General features: G+C 64.3%; 19 protein-coding genes. 15 read left to right on the top strand and 4 right to left on the bottom strand.

Annotated elements, in window-relative coordinates; genetic code table 11:
- Positions 1-63: 63 nt before the first annotated feature.
- The 14 genes from secY (at position 64) to ACFRAU_RS06410 (ending at position 11,464) form a co-directional block, all read left to right on the top strand.
- The gene (secY, locus tag ACFRAU_RS06345; protein WP_377997728.1) at positions 64-1,374 is read left to right on the top strand and encodes a preprotein translocase subunit SecY; all 1,311 of its coding nucleotides are present in this window, start codon (positions 64-66) and stop codon (positions 1,372-1,374) included.
- Between the two features lie 5 nt (positions 1,375-1,379).
- Positions 1,380-1,949, top strand: a complete 570-nt coding sequence (locus ACFRAU_RS06350) for an adenylate kinase (RefSeq protein ID WP_175304999.1) — start codon at positions 1,380-1,382, stop codon at positions 1,947-1,949.
- Between the two features lie 113 nt (positions 1,950-2,062).
- Complete coding sequence (gene map / locus ACFRAU_RS06355; protein WP_377999218.1) at positions 2,063-2,890, top strand: type I methionyl aminopeptidase; 828 nt, start codon at positions 2,063-2,065, stop codon at positions 2,888-2,890.
- Between the two features lie 129 nt (positions 2,891-3,019).
- A complete protein-coding gene (locus ACFRAU_RS06360) occupies positions 3,020-3,973 on the top strand; it encodes a P1 family peptidase (RefSeq protein WP_377999219.1) in 954 nt (317 codons plus the stop codon).
- A gap of 169 nt (positions 3,974-4,142) precedes the next feature.
- Entirely contained in the window at positions 4,143-4,364 is a 222-nt protein-coding gene (gene infA / locus ACFRAU_RS06365) for a translation initiation factor IF-1 (protein WP_011775571.1), read from the top strand.
- A gap of 69 nt (positions 4,365-4,433) precedes the next feature.
- Complete coding sequence (gene rpmJ / locus ACFRAU_RS06370; protein WP_009358722.1) at positions 4,434-4,547, top strand: 50S ribosomal protein L36; 114 nt, start codon at positions 4,434-4,436, stop codon at positions 4,545-4,547.
- A gap of 181 nt (positions 4,548-4,728) precedes the next feature.
- Complete coding sequence (rpsM, locus tag ACFRAU_RS06375; RefSeq protein WP_003803743.1) at positions 4,729-5,103, top strand: 30S ribosomal protein S13; 375 nt, start codon at positions 4,729-4,731, stop codon at positions 5,101-5,103.
- A 71-nt stretch (positions 5,104-5,174) separates the two neighbouring features.
- Entirely contained in the window at positions 5,175-5,576 is a 402-nt protein-coding gene (gene rpsK / locus ACFRAU_RS06380; RefSeq protein ID WP_003803734.1) for a 30S ribosomal protein S11, read from the top strand.
- 130 nt (positions 5,577-5,706) lie between these two features.
- The gene (locus ACFRAU_RS06385; RefSeq protein ID WP_003803733.1) at positions 5,707-6,717 is read left to right on the top strand and encodes a DNA-directed RNA polymerase subunit alpha; all 1,011 of its coding nucleotides are present in this window, start codon (positions 5,707-5,709) and stop codon (positions 6,715-6,717) included.
- A 77-nt stretch (positions 6,718-6,794) separates the two neighbouring features.
- Positions 6,795-7,379 (top strand): 50S ribosomal protein L17, encoded by a 585-nt coding sequence (gene rplQ, locus ACFRAU_RS06390; protein WP_377999220.1) that lies wholly within the window; start codon positions 6,795-6,797, stop codon positions 7,377-7,379.
- Between the two features lie 31 nt (positions 7,380-7,410).
- Positions 7,411-8,301 carry a tRNA pseudouridine(38-40) synthase TruA gene (gene truA, locus ACFRAU_RS06395; protein ID WP_377999221.1) on the top strand — a complete coding sequence of 297 codons (891 nt, stop codon included), beginning with the start codon at positions 7,411-7,413 and terminating at the stop codon, positions 8,299-8,301.
- Between the two features lie 79 nt (positions 8,302-8,380).
- Positions 8,381-9,232: a response regulator transcription factor gene (locus tag ACFRAU_RS06400; protein ID WP_377999222.1), complete on the top strand. Its 852-nt coding sequence runs from the start codon at positions 8,381-8,383 to the stop codon at positions 9,230-9,232.
- Between the two features lie 95 nt (positions 9,233-9,327).
- Positions 9,328-9,813: a sensor histidine kinase gene (locus tag ACFRAU_RS06405; RefSeq protein WP_377999223.1), complete on the top strand. Its 486-nt coding sequence runs from the start codon at positions 9,328-9,330 to the stop codon at positions 9,811-9,813.
- A 211-nt stretch (positions 9,814-10,024) separates the two neighbouring features.
- A complete protein-coding gene (locus ACFRAU_RS06410) occupies positions 10,025-11,464 on the top strand; it encodes an ATP-binding protein (RefSeq protein ID WP_377999224.1) in 1,440 nt (479 codons plus the stop codon).
- 27 nt (positions 11,465-11,491) lie between these two features.
- Here the strand turns inward: ACFRAU_RS06410 and ACFRAU_RS06415 are convergent, their stop codons facing one another.
- Complete coding sequence (locus ACFRAU_RS06415; protein WP_377994334.1) at positions 11,492-12,178, bottom strand: response regulator transcription factor; 687 nt, start codon at positions 12,176-12,178, stop codon at positions 11,492-11,494.
- A gap of 219 nt (positions 12,179-12,397) precedes the next feature.
- On the opposite strand from ACFRAU_RS06415, the gene ACFRAU_RS06420 reads away from it, so the two are divergent.
- Positions 12,398-12,850 (top strand): hypothetical protein, encoded by a 453-nt coding sequence (locus tag ACFRAU_RS06420; protein ID WP_377994335.1) that lies wholly within the window; start codon positions 12,398-12,400, stop codon positions 12,848-12,850.
- Here the strand turns inward: ACFRAU_RS06420 and ACFRAU_RS06425 are convergent.
- The 3 genes from ACFRAU_RS06425 to ACFRAU_RS06435 all read right to left on the bottom strand — a co-directional run bounded on the left by ACFRAU_RS06425 (position 12,823) and on the right by ACFRAU_RS06435 (position 17,370).
- A complete protein-coding gene (locus tag ACFRAU_RS06425; RefSeq protein WP_377994336.1) occupies positions 12,823-14,145 on the bottom strand; it encodes a hypothetical protein in 1,323 nt (440 codons plus the stop codon). The genes ACFRAU_RS06420 and ACFRAU_RS06425 overlap by 28 nt on opposite strands.
- A gap of 117 nt (positions 14,146-14,262) precedes the next feature.
- On the bottom strand, positions 14,263-15,498 hold the full coding sequence (locus ACFRAU_RS06430) for an alkaline phosphatase family protein (protein ID WP_377999225.1): 1,236 nt from the start codon (positions 15,496-15,498) through the stop codon (positions 14,263-14,265).
- Between the two features lie 216 nt (positions 15,499-15,714).
- Positions 15,715-17,370: a sensor histidine kinase gene (locus tag ACFRAU_RS06435; protein ID WP_377999226.1), complete on the bottom strand. Its 1,656-nt coding sequence runs from the start codon at positions 17,368-17,370 to the stop codon at positions 15,715-15,717.
- Positions 17,371-17,400 lie beyond the last annotated feature (30 nt).

Here is a 17,400-nt window from a genome sequence, read left to right on the forward strand (position 1 = left end):
TAGACTCGGTTGTTGGGTTTATAGACCTGCATCACAAGACTTATTAACAACTGAGGAGGACGCTTGCTAAGCGCATTCGGCCGGGCGTTTCGGACGCCTGATCTGCGACGCAAGTTGTTGTTCACGCTGGGAATCATCACAATCTTCCGCTTGGGAGCCTTTATCCCCTCGCCCGGTGTGAGCTACCAGAATGTCCAGCAATGCTTGTCGAACGGGCAGACCCAGGGCGGGATCTACCAGCTCGTCAATCTTTTCAGCGGTGGTGCACTGCTGCAGGTCTCCATCTTCGCCCTGGGCATCATGCCGTACATTACGGCGAGCATCATTGTGCAGCTGCTGCGCGTGGTCATCCCGCGTTTCCAGCAGCTCTACGAAGAGGGCGCCTCCGGGCAGTCCAAGCTGACGCAGTACACGCGGTACCTGACCATCGCCCTTGGCCTGCTGAACGCCACGACGCTGGTGTCGCTGGCGCGCTCCGGCCAGCTGCTGCCGGGCTGTAACCTGCCCATCATCCCGGACCAGAGCGTCATCACCACGATCCTCATCGTCATCACGCTGACGGCCGGCACCGGCCTCATCATGTGGATGGGTGAGCTCGTGACCGAGAAGGGCGTCGGCAACGGCATGTCGCTGCTGATCTTCACGGCGATCGCTGCCGGCTTCCCCACCTCGCTGGGCGCCATCTGGACCGCACAGGGACCGGGCACGTTCTTCATTGTGCTGGCCATCGGGCTGCTCACGGTTGCCCTGGTGGTTTTCGTGGAGCAGTCCCAGCGCCGCATCCCGGTGCAGTACGCCAAGAGGATGATCGGGCGCCGCACTGTGGGCGGCACCAGTACCTACATCCCCATCAAGGTGAACATGGCCGGCGTCATTCCCGTCATCTTCGCTTCCTCGATGCTCTACCTGCCGGCGTTGATCTCGCAGTTCAACCAGCCGAAGGCGGGGGAGTCGATGCAGCCGTGGGTTGAGTGGATCAACAACAACCTGACCCGCGGTGACCACCCCATCTACATGGTGATGTACTTCGCCATGATTGTGTTCTTTACCTACTTCTATGTCGCGATCACCTTCAACCCTGAAGAGGTCAGCGACAACATGAAGAAATACGGCGGCTTCATTCCGGGTATCCGTGCCGGCAAGCCGACCGCGGATTACCTGCAGTACGTCCTGTCGCGCATCACGCTGCCCGGAGCCTTCTACCTTGGCTTCGTGGCACTGATCCCGCTGGTGGCGCTCGTGCTGATCAACGCAAACCAGAACTTCCCGTTCGGTGGCACCTCGATCCTGATCATGGTGGGCGTTGGCCTGGAAACCGTCAAGCAAATTGACGCGCAGCTACAGCAGCGTCACTACGAAGGGCTATTGCGATGACCAGAATGTTGATTATCGGACCACCGGGTTCGGGCAAGGGCACGCAGGCGGAACGCATCTCAGAACGCCTCGGCGTCGTTGCGATCTCCACCGGCGACATCTTCCGCGCCAACGTGAAGGGCGAGACGCCGCTCGGCGTTGAGGCCAAGAAGTACATGGACAACGGCGACTTCGTCCCGGACAGCGTGACCAACAAGATGGTCCGCGACCGTCTCAGCGAAGGCGACGTCGAGGACGGCTTCCTGCTGGACGGCTACCCCCGCACCACCGCCCAGGTTGACTACCTGGACCAGATCCTGGCCGACGGCGACCAGAAGCTGGACGTCGTCCTGCAGCTCACCGCCGATGACGAGGAACTCGTGTCCCGCCTGCTGGGCCGCGCGAAGGAAACCGGACGCAGTGACGACAACGAGGCCGTCATCCGCCACCGCCTGGACCTGTACCACGAGCAGACCGAGGCCGTTGTGGCCAAGTATGCCGAGCGTGGCATCCTGACCCAGGTGGACGGTATCGGCCAGATCGACGAGGTCACCGACCGCGTCATGCAGGCCATCAAAGAGGCGCAGGCCGCCTGAAATTAGTTCCAACGCTGCGAGGCTCCTCCCGGACCATGGGGAGGGGCCTCCGGCATTTAGCCCCGGGCCAGGAAACTTACCGGGCAGGGGCACACTGAGAGGAAACACCGCTGATGGCATTCGGCCAGCCACGCATTGAATACAAGACCAACGCCCAGATGCGCACCATGCATGAGGCCGGGCTCGTCCTGAGCCGCGCCCTGGATGCTGCCGTGGCCGCGGCAGCCCCGGGCGTCACCACCCGCCAGCTGGACGAGGTCTTCGCTGCGGTGCTGCTGGAAGCGGGCGCCAAGTCCAACTTCCTGGGCTACCACGGCTTCCCCGCCACGATCTGCACGTCCGTCAACGAGGAAGTGGTCCACGGCATCCCCGGCGACAAGGTTCTTCAGGACGGCGACATCATCTCGATCGACGGCGGCGCGATCGTCAACGGCTGGCATTCCGACTCGGCCCGGACCGTCATCGTGGGAACGCCGGACCCGGAGGACCAGCGGCTCTCCGACGTCACCGAGACGGCCATGTGGCACGGGATCGCCGCCCTGGCCAAGGGCAAGTTCGTGGGCGACATCGGCGCCGCAGTGGACGACTATGTCTCCTCGGTGCCGGGCAAACCTCTGGGCATCCTCGAGGACTATGTGGGTCACGGCATTGGCTCGGAGATGCACATGGCCCCTGACGTGCTGAACTACCGCACCAGCCACCGGGGCCCGAAGATCCGTCCCGGCCTGTGCCTGGCCATCGAACCGATGCTGGTGCGCGGCGGCATCGAGACGGCCGTGCTGGAGGACGACTGGACCGTGGTCACCACCGACGGCAAGCGTTCGTGCCAGTGGGAGCATTCAGTGGCTGTCCATGAGAAGGGTATCTGGGTGCTGTCGGCGCCCGACGGCGGCGCAGCCCGGCTCGCACCCCTCGGCGTGGTGCCGGTCCCGATCCCCTGAGGGACACGCACCTAGCTGTGCGACGTGCAAAATCCCTGGCGACACCGGAATTCCGGTATCGCCAGGGATTTTGCGCGTCATGGGGAAGTATCTGCGTCGCCATGTCAGCTCCCGGGGCAGAATGGGCGCATGGAACCTCGCGGAAAGATCACCGATGTGCCGGGCGTGCGTGTGGGGCACCAGCAGAAGTCCGACGGCGGGTGGCTGAGCGGGGTGACGGTGGTCCTGCCCCCTGCGGGGACAGTCGGTTCGGTGGACGTCCGCGGGGGAGGACCAGGAACCCATGAGACCGATGCGATGGACCCCACCACGCTGGTGCGCACCGTGGACGCCGTCGTGCTCACCGGCGGCAGTGCCTACGGCCTGGTCACCGCGCATGGTGCGCAGCGCTGGTGTGAGGAGCAGGGCCGCGGCTTCGCCGTGGCGGGCGGAGTAGTGCCGATCGTTCCGGCCGCCGCCATCTTCGACCTCGGCCGCGGCGGCGACTTCACTGCCCGCCCGGACGAGGCCATGGGCTACGCTGCAGCCGCTGCCGCCGGCGCGCAGACGGAAGGGCACGACGTCGAACGCGGCAACGTGGGTGCCGGCACCGGAGCCGTCATCGGGCGCGGGAAATACAAGGGGGGAGTGGGCACAGCGTCGGTCACGCTTGAGAGCGGCGTGGTAGTCGGTGCCCTGGCAGTGGTGAACGCGCTGGGCCTGCCGTTCGGCGAAGCTGTTGGTGACCCTGGCACAGAACCGGACCCCGGCACCCAGCTCAACACCACGCTCGTTGTCGTCGCCACTAATGCAGCGCTGGATGTGGCCGAGTGCAAGCGGACGGCGTCGGCCGCCCATGCGGGGCTGGCACGGGCGCTGAATCCGAGCCACACGCTGGCCGACGGGGACACCGTGTTCTGCCTCGCCACCGGTGGCCAGGAGCTCGACAGGAGTACGGAAGCTGCCCGGCAGATTAGTCTCATAACGCTGCAGAGCGCGGCAGCCGACGTCGTACGTTTGGCCATCCTGGACGGGGTCAGCAGCGCCCGGCCGGTGACAACTCCTGCCGGCGAATTTGGTGCATACCCGGGCAATGTGCGCTAACATGGCTGGATTTAACTTTCCGGTCCTAATGCCGTAGAGTTGCATGTTGGTTGTCTGCCCTGCCACGCCCATTTGCGGCCGGAGGGCGACGGTCAATCAAATCAAAAACGTCCGCAGTCATGCCCGGCGCCAGCCGGAGGTCTGTGGCAAACAACAGTTAGCGGAGGATATGGCCAAGAAGGACGGGGTCATTGAGATCGAGGGCGTAGTGACTGAGGCGCTGCCCAACGCGATGTTTCGCGTTGAGCTCACCAACAAGCACGTGGTCCTCGCACACATCTCTGGGAAGATGCGCCAGCACTACATCAGGATTCTTCCTGAGGACCGCGTAGTGGTGGAGCTGAGCCCTTATGACCTGACACGTGGTCGTATCGTCTACCGCTACAAGTAAACGTTGGGCGGTCAGGCAATTGCCTACGGCCGCTCCAACGGCCCAACTGCTATCACGCAAAGGAACGCCATGAAGGTCAAGCCGAGCGTCAAGCAGATCTGCGAAAAGTGCAAAGTGATCCGCCGTAACGGCCGGGTCATGGTGATCTGCGAGAACCCGCGCCACAAGCAGCGCCAGGGCTAATTCCCGTCAGGGAATCCCTGGGTTGCTAACCCACGCAAGTAAATAAAGGCAGCACAAGCTGAACTGGGACATTGAGCTAGAAAGAGTCCGGACAGCTGACCCCCGGTCGGAGGCTGGGGCCGCACTGAAAGTGCGGGTGTACTGCCTACGACCTCCGGTTTATTCAAGGAGTACCGCCACTATGGCTCGTCTCGCTGGCGTAGACATTCCCCGCGAAAAGCGGCTGGAAATTGCGCTTACTTACATCTACGGCGTGGGCAAGACCCGTGCACACGAAACCCTGGCTGCCACCGGCATCAGCGCTGACGTTCGGGTCAAGGACCTGACGGACGCGCAGCTGGTAGAGCTGCGTGACTACATTGAAGGCAACTACAAGGTTGAGGGTGACCTTCGCCGCGAAGTAGCAGCAGATATCCGCCGCAAGGTTGAAATCGGCAGCTACGAAGGCCTGCGTCACCGCAAGGGCCTGCCCGTACGCGGTCAGCGTACGAAGACCAACGCTCGTACCCGCAAGGGCCCGAAGCGTACCGTCGCCGGCAAGAAGAAGGCCCGCTAAACCGCATTTGCCTGAGGCAAAATGTGGGATCAGCACGGCCTTCCCCCAAATAACTTTCTGTAGGAGAAGAAATGCCCCCGAAGACTCGTGGCGCGGTTCGCAAGCCGCGTAAGAAGGACAAGAAGAATATCGCGCTTGGCCAGGCGCACATCAAGAGCACGTTCAACAACACCATCGTGTCCATCACGGACCCGACCGGTGCTGTGATCAGCTGGGCTTCCGCCGGTGAGGTTGGATTCAAGGGCTCGCGTAAGTCCACCCCGTTCGCTGCGCAGATGGCTGCCGAAGCCGCCGCCAAGCGTGCACAGGAGCACGGCCTGAAGAAGGTTGACGTGTTCGTCAAGGGACCGGGTTCCGGACGCGAAACCGCCATCCGTTCGCTGCAGGCTGCCGGCCTCGAGGTTGGCTCCATCCAGGACGTCACCCCCGCCGCGCACAACGGCTGCCGTCCGCCGAAGCGCCGCCGCGTCTAAGTACTTTCCGCAGCCGGAGCTTGCCCGGACCCGTTTCGGGTCCGGGCAAGCCCAGCGCGTTAAGTCTCAGACCGATTTTCCACCACCTGTGTTGCGTCATATAGCGGATGCTCGCCGAAAGGAAACCTAAGTGCTCATTGCACAGCGCCCCACCCTCTCCGAAGAGGTCGTCTCCGAAAACCGCTCCCGTTTCATCATTGAACCGCTGGAGCCGGGCTTCGGTTACACCCTCGGAAACTCCCTCCGCCGTACCCTGCTGTCCTCCATCCCCGGTGCCGCTGTAACCAGCATCCGGATCGATGGCGTGCTGCACGAGTTCACGACGGTTCCGGGTGTCAAGGAAGATGTCACCGAGATCATCCTCAACATCAAGAACCTGTCCGTGTCCTCCGAGCACGACGAGCCGGTTGTTGCTTACCTGCGCAAGCAGGGCCCCGGAGTCGTCACCGCCGCGGACATCGCTCCGCCGGCCGGCGTCGAGTTCCACAACCCGGATCTGCACATTGCCACGCTGAACTCGAAGGGCAAGTTCGAACTCGAACTGACCATCGAGCGCGGCCGCGGCTACGTTTCGGCAGCTCAGAACAAGTCCGGCGACGCAGAGATCGGCCGTATTCCGGTTGACTCCATCTACTCGCCGGTGCTGAAGGTTACTTTCCGCGTGGAAGCCACCCGTGTTGAGCAGCGCACCGACTTCGACAAGCTCATTGTCGACGTCGAGACCAAGCAGGCCATCGCCCCGCGCGATGCCGTTGCTTCCGCAGGCACCACCCTGGTGGAACTGTTCGGTCTGGCCCGCGAGCTGAACACCGCAGCTGAGGGTATCGAGATTGGCCCGTCGCCGACGGATGCTGCCCTGGCAGCAGACATGGCTCTGCCGATCGAGGATCTGGACCTCACGGTCCGTTCCTACAACTGCCTCAAGCGTGAGGGCATCCACACCGTGGGTGAACTCGTTGCCCGCTCCGAGGCTGACCTGATGGACATCCGTAACTTCGGTGCGAAGTCCATTGATGAGGTCAAGGCAAAGCTGGTTGAACTGGGTCTGTCCCTGAAGGACTCGCCTCCCGGTTTCGACCTGGCAGCCCGCGCCGCAGCCATCGAAGAGGACGACGCCGCGTTCAGCGACGACGAGCTCTAACAAGCAGATCTTGGCCGAGGGGCTGGCCCGCACCGCGTTGTGCGCAGCCCCCGGCTTCCATATGAGGAGAAACAATTATGCCTACCCCCACTAAGGGTCCGCGCCTCGGAGGCGGCCCGGCTCACGAGCGTCTCATGCTCGCGAACCTGGCTGCCGCACTGTTCGAGCACAAGCGGATCACCACCACGGTCACCAAGGCCAAGCGCCTGAAGCCGTACGCAGAGCGCCTGGTCACGTTCGCCAAGCGTGGCGACCTCGCTTCCCGCCGCCGCGTTCTCGGCCTGATCAGCAACAAGGGCGTCGTCCACGAGCTGTTCACCGACATCGCCCAGGCTGTGGAGAACCGCAACGGCGGCTACACCCGCATCACCAAGATCGGCAACCGCAAGGGCGACAACGCTCCCATGGCTGTCATCGAGCTGGTTCTGGATCCGGTTTCCGCCAAGCAGGCTGTTGTAGCCGAGGCTACCCAGGCTGCCGCTGCTGCTGCTCCGGCCGCTGAGGAAGCTCCTGAAGCAGAGGTCGTTGAGACCGAAGCTGCAACCGAAGAGGCTCCGGCCGCTGAGGAAGCTGCCGCTGAGGAAGCTCCGGCTGAAGAAGCTGCTGCTGACGAGGCTCCGGCCGAGGAAGCTGCTGCTGCCGACGAGAAGGACGCGAAGTAATTCGCTAAATCCTTCGCATAGACTTAAGTCTATGAACCACCAAAAACCCGCGGCCCCCGTTTTGGGGGGCGGCGGGTTTTTGCGTATCCGGATCGATTTGGCGTACGACGGCGGCCCGTTCAGCGGGTGGGCAGTGCAGCCCGGCCGGCGTACCGTTCAGGGAGTTCTGGAGGGGGCGCTGGAGCTGCTGCTCCGCCGCCCCGTGCGCGTGACCGTCGCCGGGCGTACAGATGCGGGCGTGCATGCCCGCGGCCAGGTGGTACACCTCGACCTGACGGAAGCCGAGTGGCTGGGACTGAACCGCGGCGCGGATGTTGATCCCGCCGTCGCCCTCCTCCGGCGCCTCCGCGGGGCGCTCAGCCGGGGACTGGGGGACCAGACCGGCGCTATTATGGTGCACCACGCCGCCGTTGCCCCTGAAGGCTTTGACGCCCGGTTCTCGGCACTGTGGCGCCGCTACAGCTACCGGATCGCGGACGGCCCGGAGAAATGGGATCCGCTCAGCCGGTACGACACGCTCTGGCACAAGACGCCCCTCGACGTGGACCTGCTGAACGAAGGCGCGGCGAAGCTGCTGGGCCTGCACAACTTCCTCGCTTTCTGTAAGCCACGCGAGGGTTCCACCACCGTCCGGGAGCTGCAGCGGTTCGAGTTTTCCCGCGGGCAGGACGGCGTCATCGTCGCTACCGTCCAGGCCGACGCCTTCTGCCACAACATGGTGCGCGCCCTGGTGGGCTCGGCGCTGTACGTGGGGGAGGGCCAAGAGCCCCCGGAATGGCTGCACGAGCGGCTGCTCGCACGGAAGCGGGACGCACGATCCGTCCTGGCCGCGCCGCACCCTCTGGTGTTCGAGGAAGTGGCCTACCCCTCCGACGGCGAACTGCTCGCCCGGGCAGAGCTCACGCGGGCACTGCGGGAGTAATACCCTGCCGGGGTTTTCGCCCCGTGGCTAGTAGGCTGAGAAGCAGTCTTAGTAATTCGGTCCTTACAGGGGGTAAGGGATGGATGATCGTCGCGTCGTTGTGGTCATCGAGAGGGATGAGGAAGTCCGGTCCCTCTTGCGTGCGACCCTCGCGGAAGCCGGTTTTGACGTGCATTGCGCTGCCACCGGTGAGTCCGGGCTTGCGTTGGTGCAGGCCAGGCACCCGGACACCGTCACACTGGACCTGGTGCTTCCTGACATGGACGGCTACGAGGTGCTTCAGCGCATCCGCGAATTCAGCGACACCTACATCCTGATCGTCACAGCTCGAAGCGCCCTTCGCGCCACTTTGAAGGCCTTCGACGCCGGGGCCGACGACTACATGGTCAAGCCCATTCGGCCACGGGAGCTCCGGGCGCGCGTTGACGGCATGCTGCGCCGGCCCCGTCAACTGACTGTCCCGCGAATCGTGACGCCCCGGGAAGCGCCGCTGGTGTCACCGCGGCTGCGGGCCTCTGTCGCGCCGGTGCGCAGCCTGCGGCCGGCCGAAACACGCGCGGTGGCGCAGGGCCCGCCAGCCGCCCCGCCACTCGCCGCAGCCCGCGGCTACGAGCACAAGGGGCTGGAGCTCGACAGCGCAACGCGGGCGGCCACCCTCGGAGGGCGCGCCCTGCAGCTGACCCGCACCGAGTTCGACCTCCTGCACATCCTGCTGCAGCGTGGCAGCGGTGTGGTCACCAAGACGGAACTCGTCGGGCTGCTGGGCCTCGTGAAGTGGGAGGCAGGCCCGGGAGGCCGCACAGCCGGCACGCGAGACCCCGGCCGGATCATCGAAACCCACATCGGCAACCTGCGCCGGAAGCTGGGGGACGACGCGAGGAAACCACGCTGGCTGAAGACGGTCCGCGGATCCGGCTACACCCTCGCGTAGCGGCAGGAGCGCACACCCCTGATGCGCCCCTGCAAACGGGGGACACGCCGAAAAGTTACAAGAAAATAACAAGGCGCCAGGCGCACAGTTGGAACATGAAATCACTAACAAGCGACGACGTTGTCGCAGTCCGTGGCGTTCTCACCGATACGCATCCGGTTGATTTCTATGCGCTTGGCGTCGCGGGGGCGATTGACCGTTTGGCCCTCCCGCTGCGCGAGCGTGGGATCACCGTGCACCTTGAGGCGCCCCACCATGGAATGGAAGTGGACAGGAAGTCCGCCACGCTGCTCTACCGGGCGGCGCAGGAGCTCCTGAGCAACATCCATAAATATGCCGACGCGTCGTCCGTGACCGTCCGGCTGTGCTGCGTCTGCCGCTCCGGGGACAACCATGCCATTCAGCTCCGCGTAACCGACGACGGCGGCGGCTTCGATGTTGACGCCGCCACCCACGGCAGGCACTCAGGAATGGGCCTGCGGCTCATGCGCCTGGCTGTGACTTCCGCGGGCGGCCAGATGGCGGTCACGTCGTCAGCCTCGACGGGAACGTCCGTCACGGTGACCCTCCCGCTGGATTAGGTCCCGTTGCGCAGCAGTTGGCCGTACTCAGGTGCAGGCAAACCTGTCCTTGGAGCCTTTGGTGCTTATGGTCAAAGTCTGAGCGGCCGGTTCACGGTGTCCTTTCGGCGGTGCCAGTTTGGTCCTTTATGGGGCAGCATCTGCTGAGGAGTAGCTGAGAAGGCGGAGCCGGGCTTTGTTTCTATCCGCTGGTGGCGGCATCCTAAGAGGCATGGATACCGTCCGGATGCCTGGTGCGCGGGCCCTGCCCCGGACCCGCTGGGGTGTGCGGAAGCGCGCAACGGCCACGGCAGTCGTGGTGGTGGCTGCGGGGCTGCTCGTTGGGGGGCTGATCCTGCTGGTGCTGCTGCAGACCTCGCTCGTCGCCGCTGCGGAGGCCGCCGCGCGGGGCGAGGCCGAGGAGGTCGCCGGTCAGGTGTCCGCTCACGGGGTCGATGAGGGGCGCCGCTTCATTGAGTCCGCTGCGCACTCGGGCCAGTACGTCCAGATCCTGGATCCGCAGGGATCCGTCCTGGCATCCTCGGTGCCGGCCGTTGCTGCAACTTCGCTGACGGGACTACGGCCGGAGGCCGGTCAAACCCTGACCCAGGACGTGCCCGGGCTGCCCAGCATCGGCGATGATGACGAGTTCCTGATTGTGGCGCTCGGAGTCCGGGACAAGGGGGTCCTTCATACCGTGGCCGTGGCAGCCACGATCCAGGTTGAGGCCGACACCCTCGCCACCGTGGCATGGTTTGCGCTCGGGGCAATGCCGCTGCTCTTGGTGCTGGTCGGTGCCGCCGTCTGGACGCTGGTGGGCAGGTCACTGCGCCAGGTGGACACAATCCGGGGCCAGGTGGCCATGATCAGTGCCCGCCGGCTGGACGGGCGGGTCGAAGTCCCTCCCACAGCCGATGAGATTCAAGCGCTGGCGCAGACCATGAACCAAATGCTGGACCGGCTTGAGGCCGCAGATGTTGAACAGCGGCGCTTCATATCCGACGCCAGCCATGAGCTCCGCAGCCCGCTCACCACACTGAGTGCAGGACTGGAAATCGCGGCAGCCGATCCGACCGGCCGTACGTGGGAGGAAATGAAACCGGTTCTAGCCGGCGAAACGGCCAGGATGCGGTATCTCGTTGAGGATCTCCTCACCCTGGCCAAGACCAACGACGGAGCGCTTCACCTCAAGATGACTGACGTGGACCTGGACGACGTCCTCCATGACGAAATCACCCGCCTTCGCTCCACGAGCCGGCACCGGATTGAGGCCCGGCTGGAACCGGCCCGGGTGACCGGTGATGCGCACCGGCTTGCCCAGGTCATCCGGAATGTCCTTGACAACGCGGACCGGCACGCGGAGTCGCGTATCACCGTCCAGGTTCAAAGTTCCGAGGTTCAGGCCACGATAAGCATCGATAACGACGGGCCGCCGGTTCCGGTTCTTGACCGGAAGCGGATTTTCGAACGGTTTGTCCGGCTCGATGAGAGCCGTTCCCGTGAACGCGGCGGAACCGGCCTGGGCCTGGCCATCGCTGCGGCGCTCATGGCAGCCCACCATGGATCGATCGGGGCATCAGTAGCGCCGGACGGTGGCTGCCGTTTCGAACTGGTTTTTCGTCGTGCCGCGAATGCGGTCCGGACGCCGACTGGCAAGGACATCGCACGCTAACTCCATCCCGTGCGTTCCCCGCCGGAGCTACTTCGTGATCTTCCTGTCGGCAGTCAGCTGGTAGCCCATGCCCCGGACTGTCACCAAGGTCTGCACCCCGAAGGGGGCATCGATTTTCCGGCGGAGATAACCAACGTAAACCTCCACAACGTTCTCGCCACCAGCAAAGGCCGAATCCCACACGTTATCCAGAATCTCAGCCTTGGAAACTACCTGACCGGGCCGGCGCATCAGATACTGCAGCAGGGCGTACTCCTTGGCGGTTAGCACGACTGACTCCTCCCCGCGCCGCACCTGACGGCTCGCCGGGTCAAGGCTCAACGACCCCAACTCCATGACTGGCGGCCGCTCCGGCGCACCGCGGCGCACCAGCGCCCGGATCCGGGCAACCAGGACAACGAAACTGAATGGTTTCGTCAGGTAGTCATCGGCGCCCAGATCGAACGCGTCGGCCTGGTCGTACTCGCCGTCCTTCGCCGTCAGCATCAGAATGGGCGTCCAGATCCTGCGGCCACGGATGTCCTTGAGAACGTCATAGCCGTTCTTCAACGGCAGCATCAGATCCAGAAGAATCACATCGTAAGGATTTTCAGTGGCTGCCCACACCGCAGCCACCCCGTCGTGGACGACGTCCACCACAAATCCTTCACCGGAAAGCCCGCGGCGGACGGTGTCGGCCAGCAGCCTCTCATCCTCCACTATCAAAATTCTCATGCCGGCACCACACCCATAGTCGAAGTATCCCTGGCCCCACAGCAAACCGCCCGGAGCGCCGCAGTGCTTCTCAGCTTCCTCTCAGTTCGGCTGCACGATCCTGAAGAGGAGCCCACAGCAGCATGACACGAAAGAGTTTCCGGACGGCACCGAGGCGACCCGGCACCGGAGACCATACATCAGGAACCGAAGCGGCATAACCCGAGGAAGAGAACATCAGTGGCAAACGTACGATGGCACCGTGTTCCGAACCAGGAGTGGGTGCGGCTGTATAGACGGGGCCTCACCCGCGGGCAAATTTCGGCCCGGACCGGGGCGCCCATTTCAACGGTGGGCTACCATCTGGCTGCCGCGCGGGCCACAGATCCCACGCTTCGCGGGCAGCACTTCGCCGCCGGCAACGGCAACCCCGCCAAGGCGACCCGACGAAGCGTCCGACGCATGAACGACCTCGTTACGATGGTGCAGCAGACAGGACGTTACCCCGCAGCGAACGCTTCCGATCCGTCTGAGCGCAACCTTGCCGCCTGGCTGCGGCGCCGCCGCCGGGATGCTGCCGCGGGATCCCTCATCCGCATCCTCGACGAGGGCCTAAGCGTCCTGCCGGACTGGCAGACCCGTAAAGAGCGCCGAATGGAGTCGGGTCAGCAGTTGGGTGAGTCGAATTCGTAGGCGCCTGAATCGGCGTCTGCCGTTCCTCGGCAGTCCCCGTTCTGGGGGACCGCGCTTCCGTCGAGGTCTGTCAGTGAGCTGCTGACGCCGGCGCGGTCAATTGCGGGGCTGGTGGCGGTCAGATGCAAGTCCGTGGGGGCGTTGACGAAGCCTGCGGAGGCGGTTGTGGATGTGCTGTTCGGTGTGAAGTTCCTGGGTCCGTTGAGGACGTTCTGGCGTTCGGTCCAGCCAGAGCCGTTGATCCACAGTGAGTTCTTGACGCCGACCAGGATATTGCCGCGGATCACAGTGGAGGCCGGGCACGAGGCGTGGCAGACCATGGCTTGGGAGTCCGGGCCGTTCAGGTAGACGGTGTTGTACTCAAAGACTGTGCCGTTGGTGGGTCCAAACGATGTGGTGGCCCCGCGGGCGATGAAGCCTTTGGCCTGTGCGCAGTTGGTGCCGCACGTGGATCGGACGAGGTTGTAGCGGTAGGTGTTGTTGTCCGCGGTTCCCGCCGAGGAGCGGCCCAGTTCGGAAAACGTGTTGTTATCCACGGCAATGTTGTGGTGAATGCTATTACGGTTGCCGTTGAAGATTTCGATGGCCCCGCCGTCGAGCTTGAAGTCGAACGATGCCGCCGCGGAACCGGAAATAGTATTGCCGGAGATTTCATTGTCGTTGCCGTTGATCAGGATGCCAAAGGCGCCGGAATCGTCGCTGCAGTTAACCGCTTGCGGAGTTCCACAGTTGGTGCCGGGGGTGTTCACATTCTCAATGTTGTTGTTCGTCAGGGAGTTGCCTGTGTAGGTGCCGAAATCGGAGCCGGTGCTGATTTTCAGTCCCGCCGCGTTGCTGGACGCGCTGGAATTCCGGACACTGTCGTGGTCACCGACGACGCTGAAGCCTGCATAGCCGCAGGAGACCGCACGCAGGCCGTCCACAATGGTGAAGTCGCCGTTGATGCGGAAACAGTTGCCGGATTTGCCGCCGGTCACCGCCGCCGGGTTCCCGGTGCCGTAGTTGTTCAGTGTGATCGGCGACGCCGACGTGCCGCTTTGGGCGGTTACGACGCCTCCGGTAAACGTGTCTCCGCGGCGCAAGCTGACTGTGTCTCCGGGCTTAAGGATGGCTTGGTTGAGCTTCGTGAGGGACTTCCACGGGGTTGCCGCGGATGTTCCTGTGTTGGTGTCGCTTCCGGCGGCGCTGACGAAGTAGGTGGTGCCGGCGGCGGAGGCCGGTGAGGCTGCGGCGATCATTCCGCTGGCCAGGAGGGAGGTCATGAGTACGGCTGCGTACAGGGGATTGGCTTTCATGTGACACCTAGTGGATTTTGGGCCTGGGCTCCCGCGCCGTCGCCAATGACGCACGCGGGGAACCTTCTCAGCGTTGGATGTGCGGACGTGGGGTTGGGGCGGGTAGCGGGACACCTCCTAGGGGCGGGCGTTCAGAACGGCGGCGAGGAAGCTGTCCAGTCCGGGCGCGGCGGCGTAACCCAGCCGTGGCAGGGCGAACAGGTCCTCGATGCTGGCCAGAAGGCTGAAGTGGTTGAAGACGGTGTCCGAGGCGGTGCCGGCCTTGGTGAAGGGCGAGAGGACCAGCGCGCCTACTCTGCCGCCGTCGGTTCCCCCGGGGATCTGTCCGGGGCCTGTCGAATCGCCGTCGGCCTCGTCGAAAGTGATGACCAGCAGGCCGTCTTTCCTGAAGGCTGGGGAGTCAAGGATGGGCGGTATCTGTTTTTGGAGCCAGGAGTCTGCGCTTGCCAGGCCGCCGGGCTGGCCGTCCACGCAGGGGCTGTCATGGCCGTCGTTGCAGAGATTGGGGGTGATGTAGGACAGGTTCGGTGTTGTTCCGACGGATCTGAGATCTTCGTGGAGGCGGCTGAAGTCCACCACCCGGGCGGCGCAGTCCGGCGAGGAAGTGATGGACTGGAAGTACACGAATGGGTTGTGGCGCGTCGCGTACTGGTCGCCGTCCTTGGCTTTTTGGTCCCTGTCCTCTTCCCCGAGTGCTGGGTGGCGGCAGGGTTTTCCCATGTCTTCCATGTAGCCCTTCCATGTCTTTCCGGCCGCCTGGAGTTGGCCGGGCAGGGTCGGAACGGATGCCGGATAAACGCAGCCGGAACCCAGGATCTGGCCCGGATCCGCTGTTCCCTCGAGTTTCAGTGGCTCGTACGTCGGGCAATCGTCCCTGTTTGCCGGGTTGGAGGCCTGCCCGGAAATTTGGGCGATGTAATCAGGGGCGGAATGGTGCGCCGTTCCGTAGTACTGGGTCAGCAAGAGCCCCTGACCCCGAAGCGTTCCGGACAAGTACGGTGCTTCCGAACCGGGTCCCCATACAGCGTCGTAATCTTTGTTTTCCAGGTTGATGACGAACACATGCTGCGGCTTGGTGGACGACGGGTGGCCGTGGCTCCCAGTTCCGGGTGCGGCGGCTGAATCCTGAGGGGTTCCCGGTGTGGAGGGCGTCGATGAGGGCACAGTACTTGGCCGCGGGGGCTCGACAGTAGCGGGAGGGCTAAGACCGCTTTGTTGTGCGCCAGGGATGGACGGAGCAGCCTGGCAGCCGGCGAGGCCGGAGGCGGCGGCAACGAAAAGGGTCAAGGCCACTCGGGGCACAAGAGTCCGCAGGGTGGTCCCGCCAGTGCGTGCCCGTACGTAGGTGTCCATGGCCAACGCCTTCCGCGTGGGTGGCAGTGGCCGCTGCCCCGAGCCTGCCGCAACGCCGCGTGCTCTCGGAAGACATCCTGCCCTTGTTGTAGCGTCCGTGGACTAAAACAAGCACCTTCCCGCCCAGGTGGTCAACGCACAGGGGCGGGGCGCTTCTCAGCTCATTCTCAGGCAGGCACCCCGCTTTGGCTCGGCACGTCGAGGCCGCCGTCTGGCCTAGACGGTCGAAGCGCCCTCGGCCGGCAGCGTGAGGGTGAAGGTGGTGCCGGCGCCGGGCTTGCTGTCGCAGGAGATGGTACCGCCATGCCGCTCCACGATGGTCTTGGTGATGGACAGTCCAAGTCCCACGCCGGGAATGGCCGCCTGGCGTGCGGCCTGGCTGCGGAAGAACCGGGTGAAGACGCGCGAAGTTTCCTCTTCGCTGATGCCCATGCCCGTGTCCTGGACCTTCAGCTGTACCCAGGAGTCGCTGCGCCGCGCACTCACGGTGACTGTGCCGCCGTCGGGAGAGTATTTGATGGCGTTGGAGACAAGATTGTCCAGGGCCTGGCCGATGCGCAGCGGGTCGGCGTGCGCCCACAGCGGCGCCGGGACGTCGGTGGTGAGGGAGACGTTGCTGGCGTCCGCCTGGGCCTGGACGGAGCCGATGCTGTTCTCGATCAGGCCCGCGAGGTCCGTCCGGCGGGGATGCACAGCGAGGACGGCGGACGCCGACACCAGCAGCTCCGAGACCAGGGAGAGCAGGCGTTCGGCATTGCGCTGCACAACCTCCAGGCGGTGCACTGAGCCGGGCGACAGGCCGTCCGCTTCATCCAGCACCAGGTCCACGTTGCCCACGACAGACATGAGCGGGCTGCGGAATTCATGGGAGACGTTGGAGATCAGCTCCTCCTTGGCAGAGAGCGCCTCAACCAGCCCCGTGACGTCACTGTAGACGATGACCGCGCCGCTGAACCCGCCGTCGTCGTTCTTGATGATCCGCGCACCAGTGGCGACCGCCCGCTGCGCGGGCCCCTCGCCCAGCCAGACCAAGTAGTCGGCGAACGTCTCGCCGGCAACGGCGCGGCGGATGGGGCGCTTGTCCAGCGGAAGCGGGGTCACCCGATCCTGACCGAACATAAGCTGCTCGGCTTCCAGCGGCTGCTCCATGCCGGCAGGGGCTGCCGCCTGCCTGAAGGTTTTCTGCTGGTCGTTGACCAGCACCTTCTCGCCGCCGGCATCCACGGCCACAATGCCCACATCCGTGGTGTCCAGAATCGTTTTGAGCAGCCGTTCGCGGTTCCTGCTCTCCACGAGCAGTTCGCGGAGCTCGGCGTCCTTCTTCTGCAGCCTCTGGCGCTGCAGACGCACATTGGCGCCGGCGAACCTGATGGCCACCGAGACGGCCACCATCATGAGCGGCAGCAGAATTGCCGTGGCAATGTCCGAAGGTGAAATGTTGGGAAACTTTTTCACGAGAGACGGAATGCCGATGAGGAGCGGGCCGAAAAAGCTCAGGAATACAGTGGTGCGCGGGAAGTCTTCGGAGCTGGAAAGCCAGATCACCGGAAATATCGCCAAAACTCCAAGCCCGGCCACGGCGGGGACGGCACCGTTGCGGGCCAGCCCGATGACCACCATGTCGAGTATCGGAATTAGCAGGTAGGCGTTGGGCGGCAGCCGTTCCCAGGGAACCAGAAAGCACCCAATAAACGTGGTCACCATCATGATGATGGCGGCGATAAATACGCCGCTCTCGATCAGCGTGGGCCACACCGCGGGGGCGGCGATCGCCAGCGCGGCGAGGAGAACCGTTACTGGGAGCTGGCAGAGCGCCACCTGGACGCGGGGCCGCAGCCGGCGGAAGAATCGGTCCGTGTCGAGGACCAGCACCTGCTCACCCAATGCGGCTGCGCCCGGTAC

This window comes from Arthrobacter sp. NPDC056691 (assembly GCF_042791415.1).
In the GTDB taxonomy this organism is placed as follows: Bacteria; Actinomycetota; Actinomycetes; order Actinomycetales; family Micrococcaceae; genus Arthrobacter.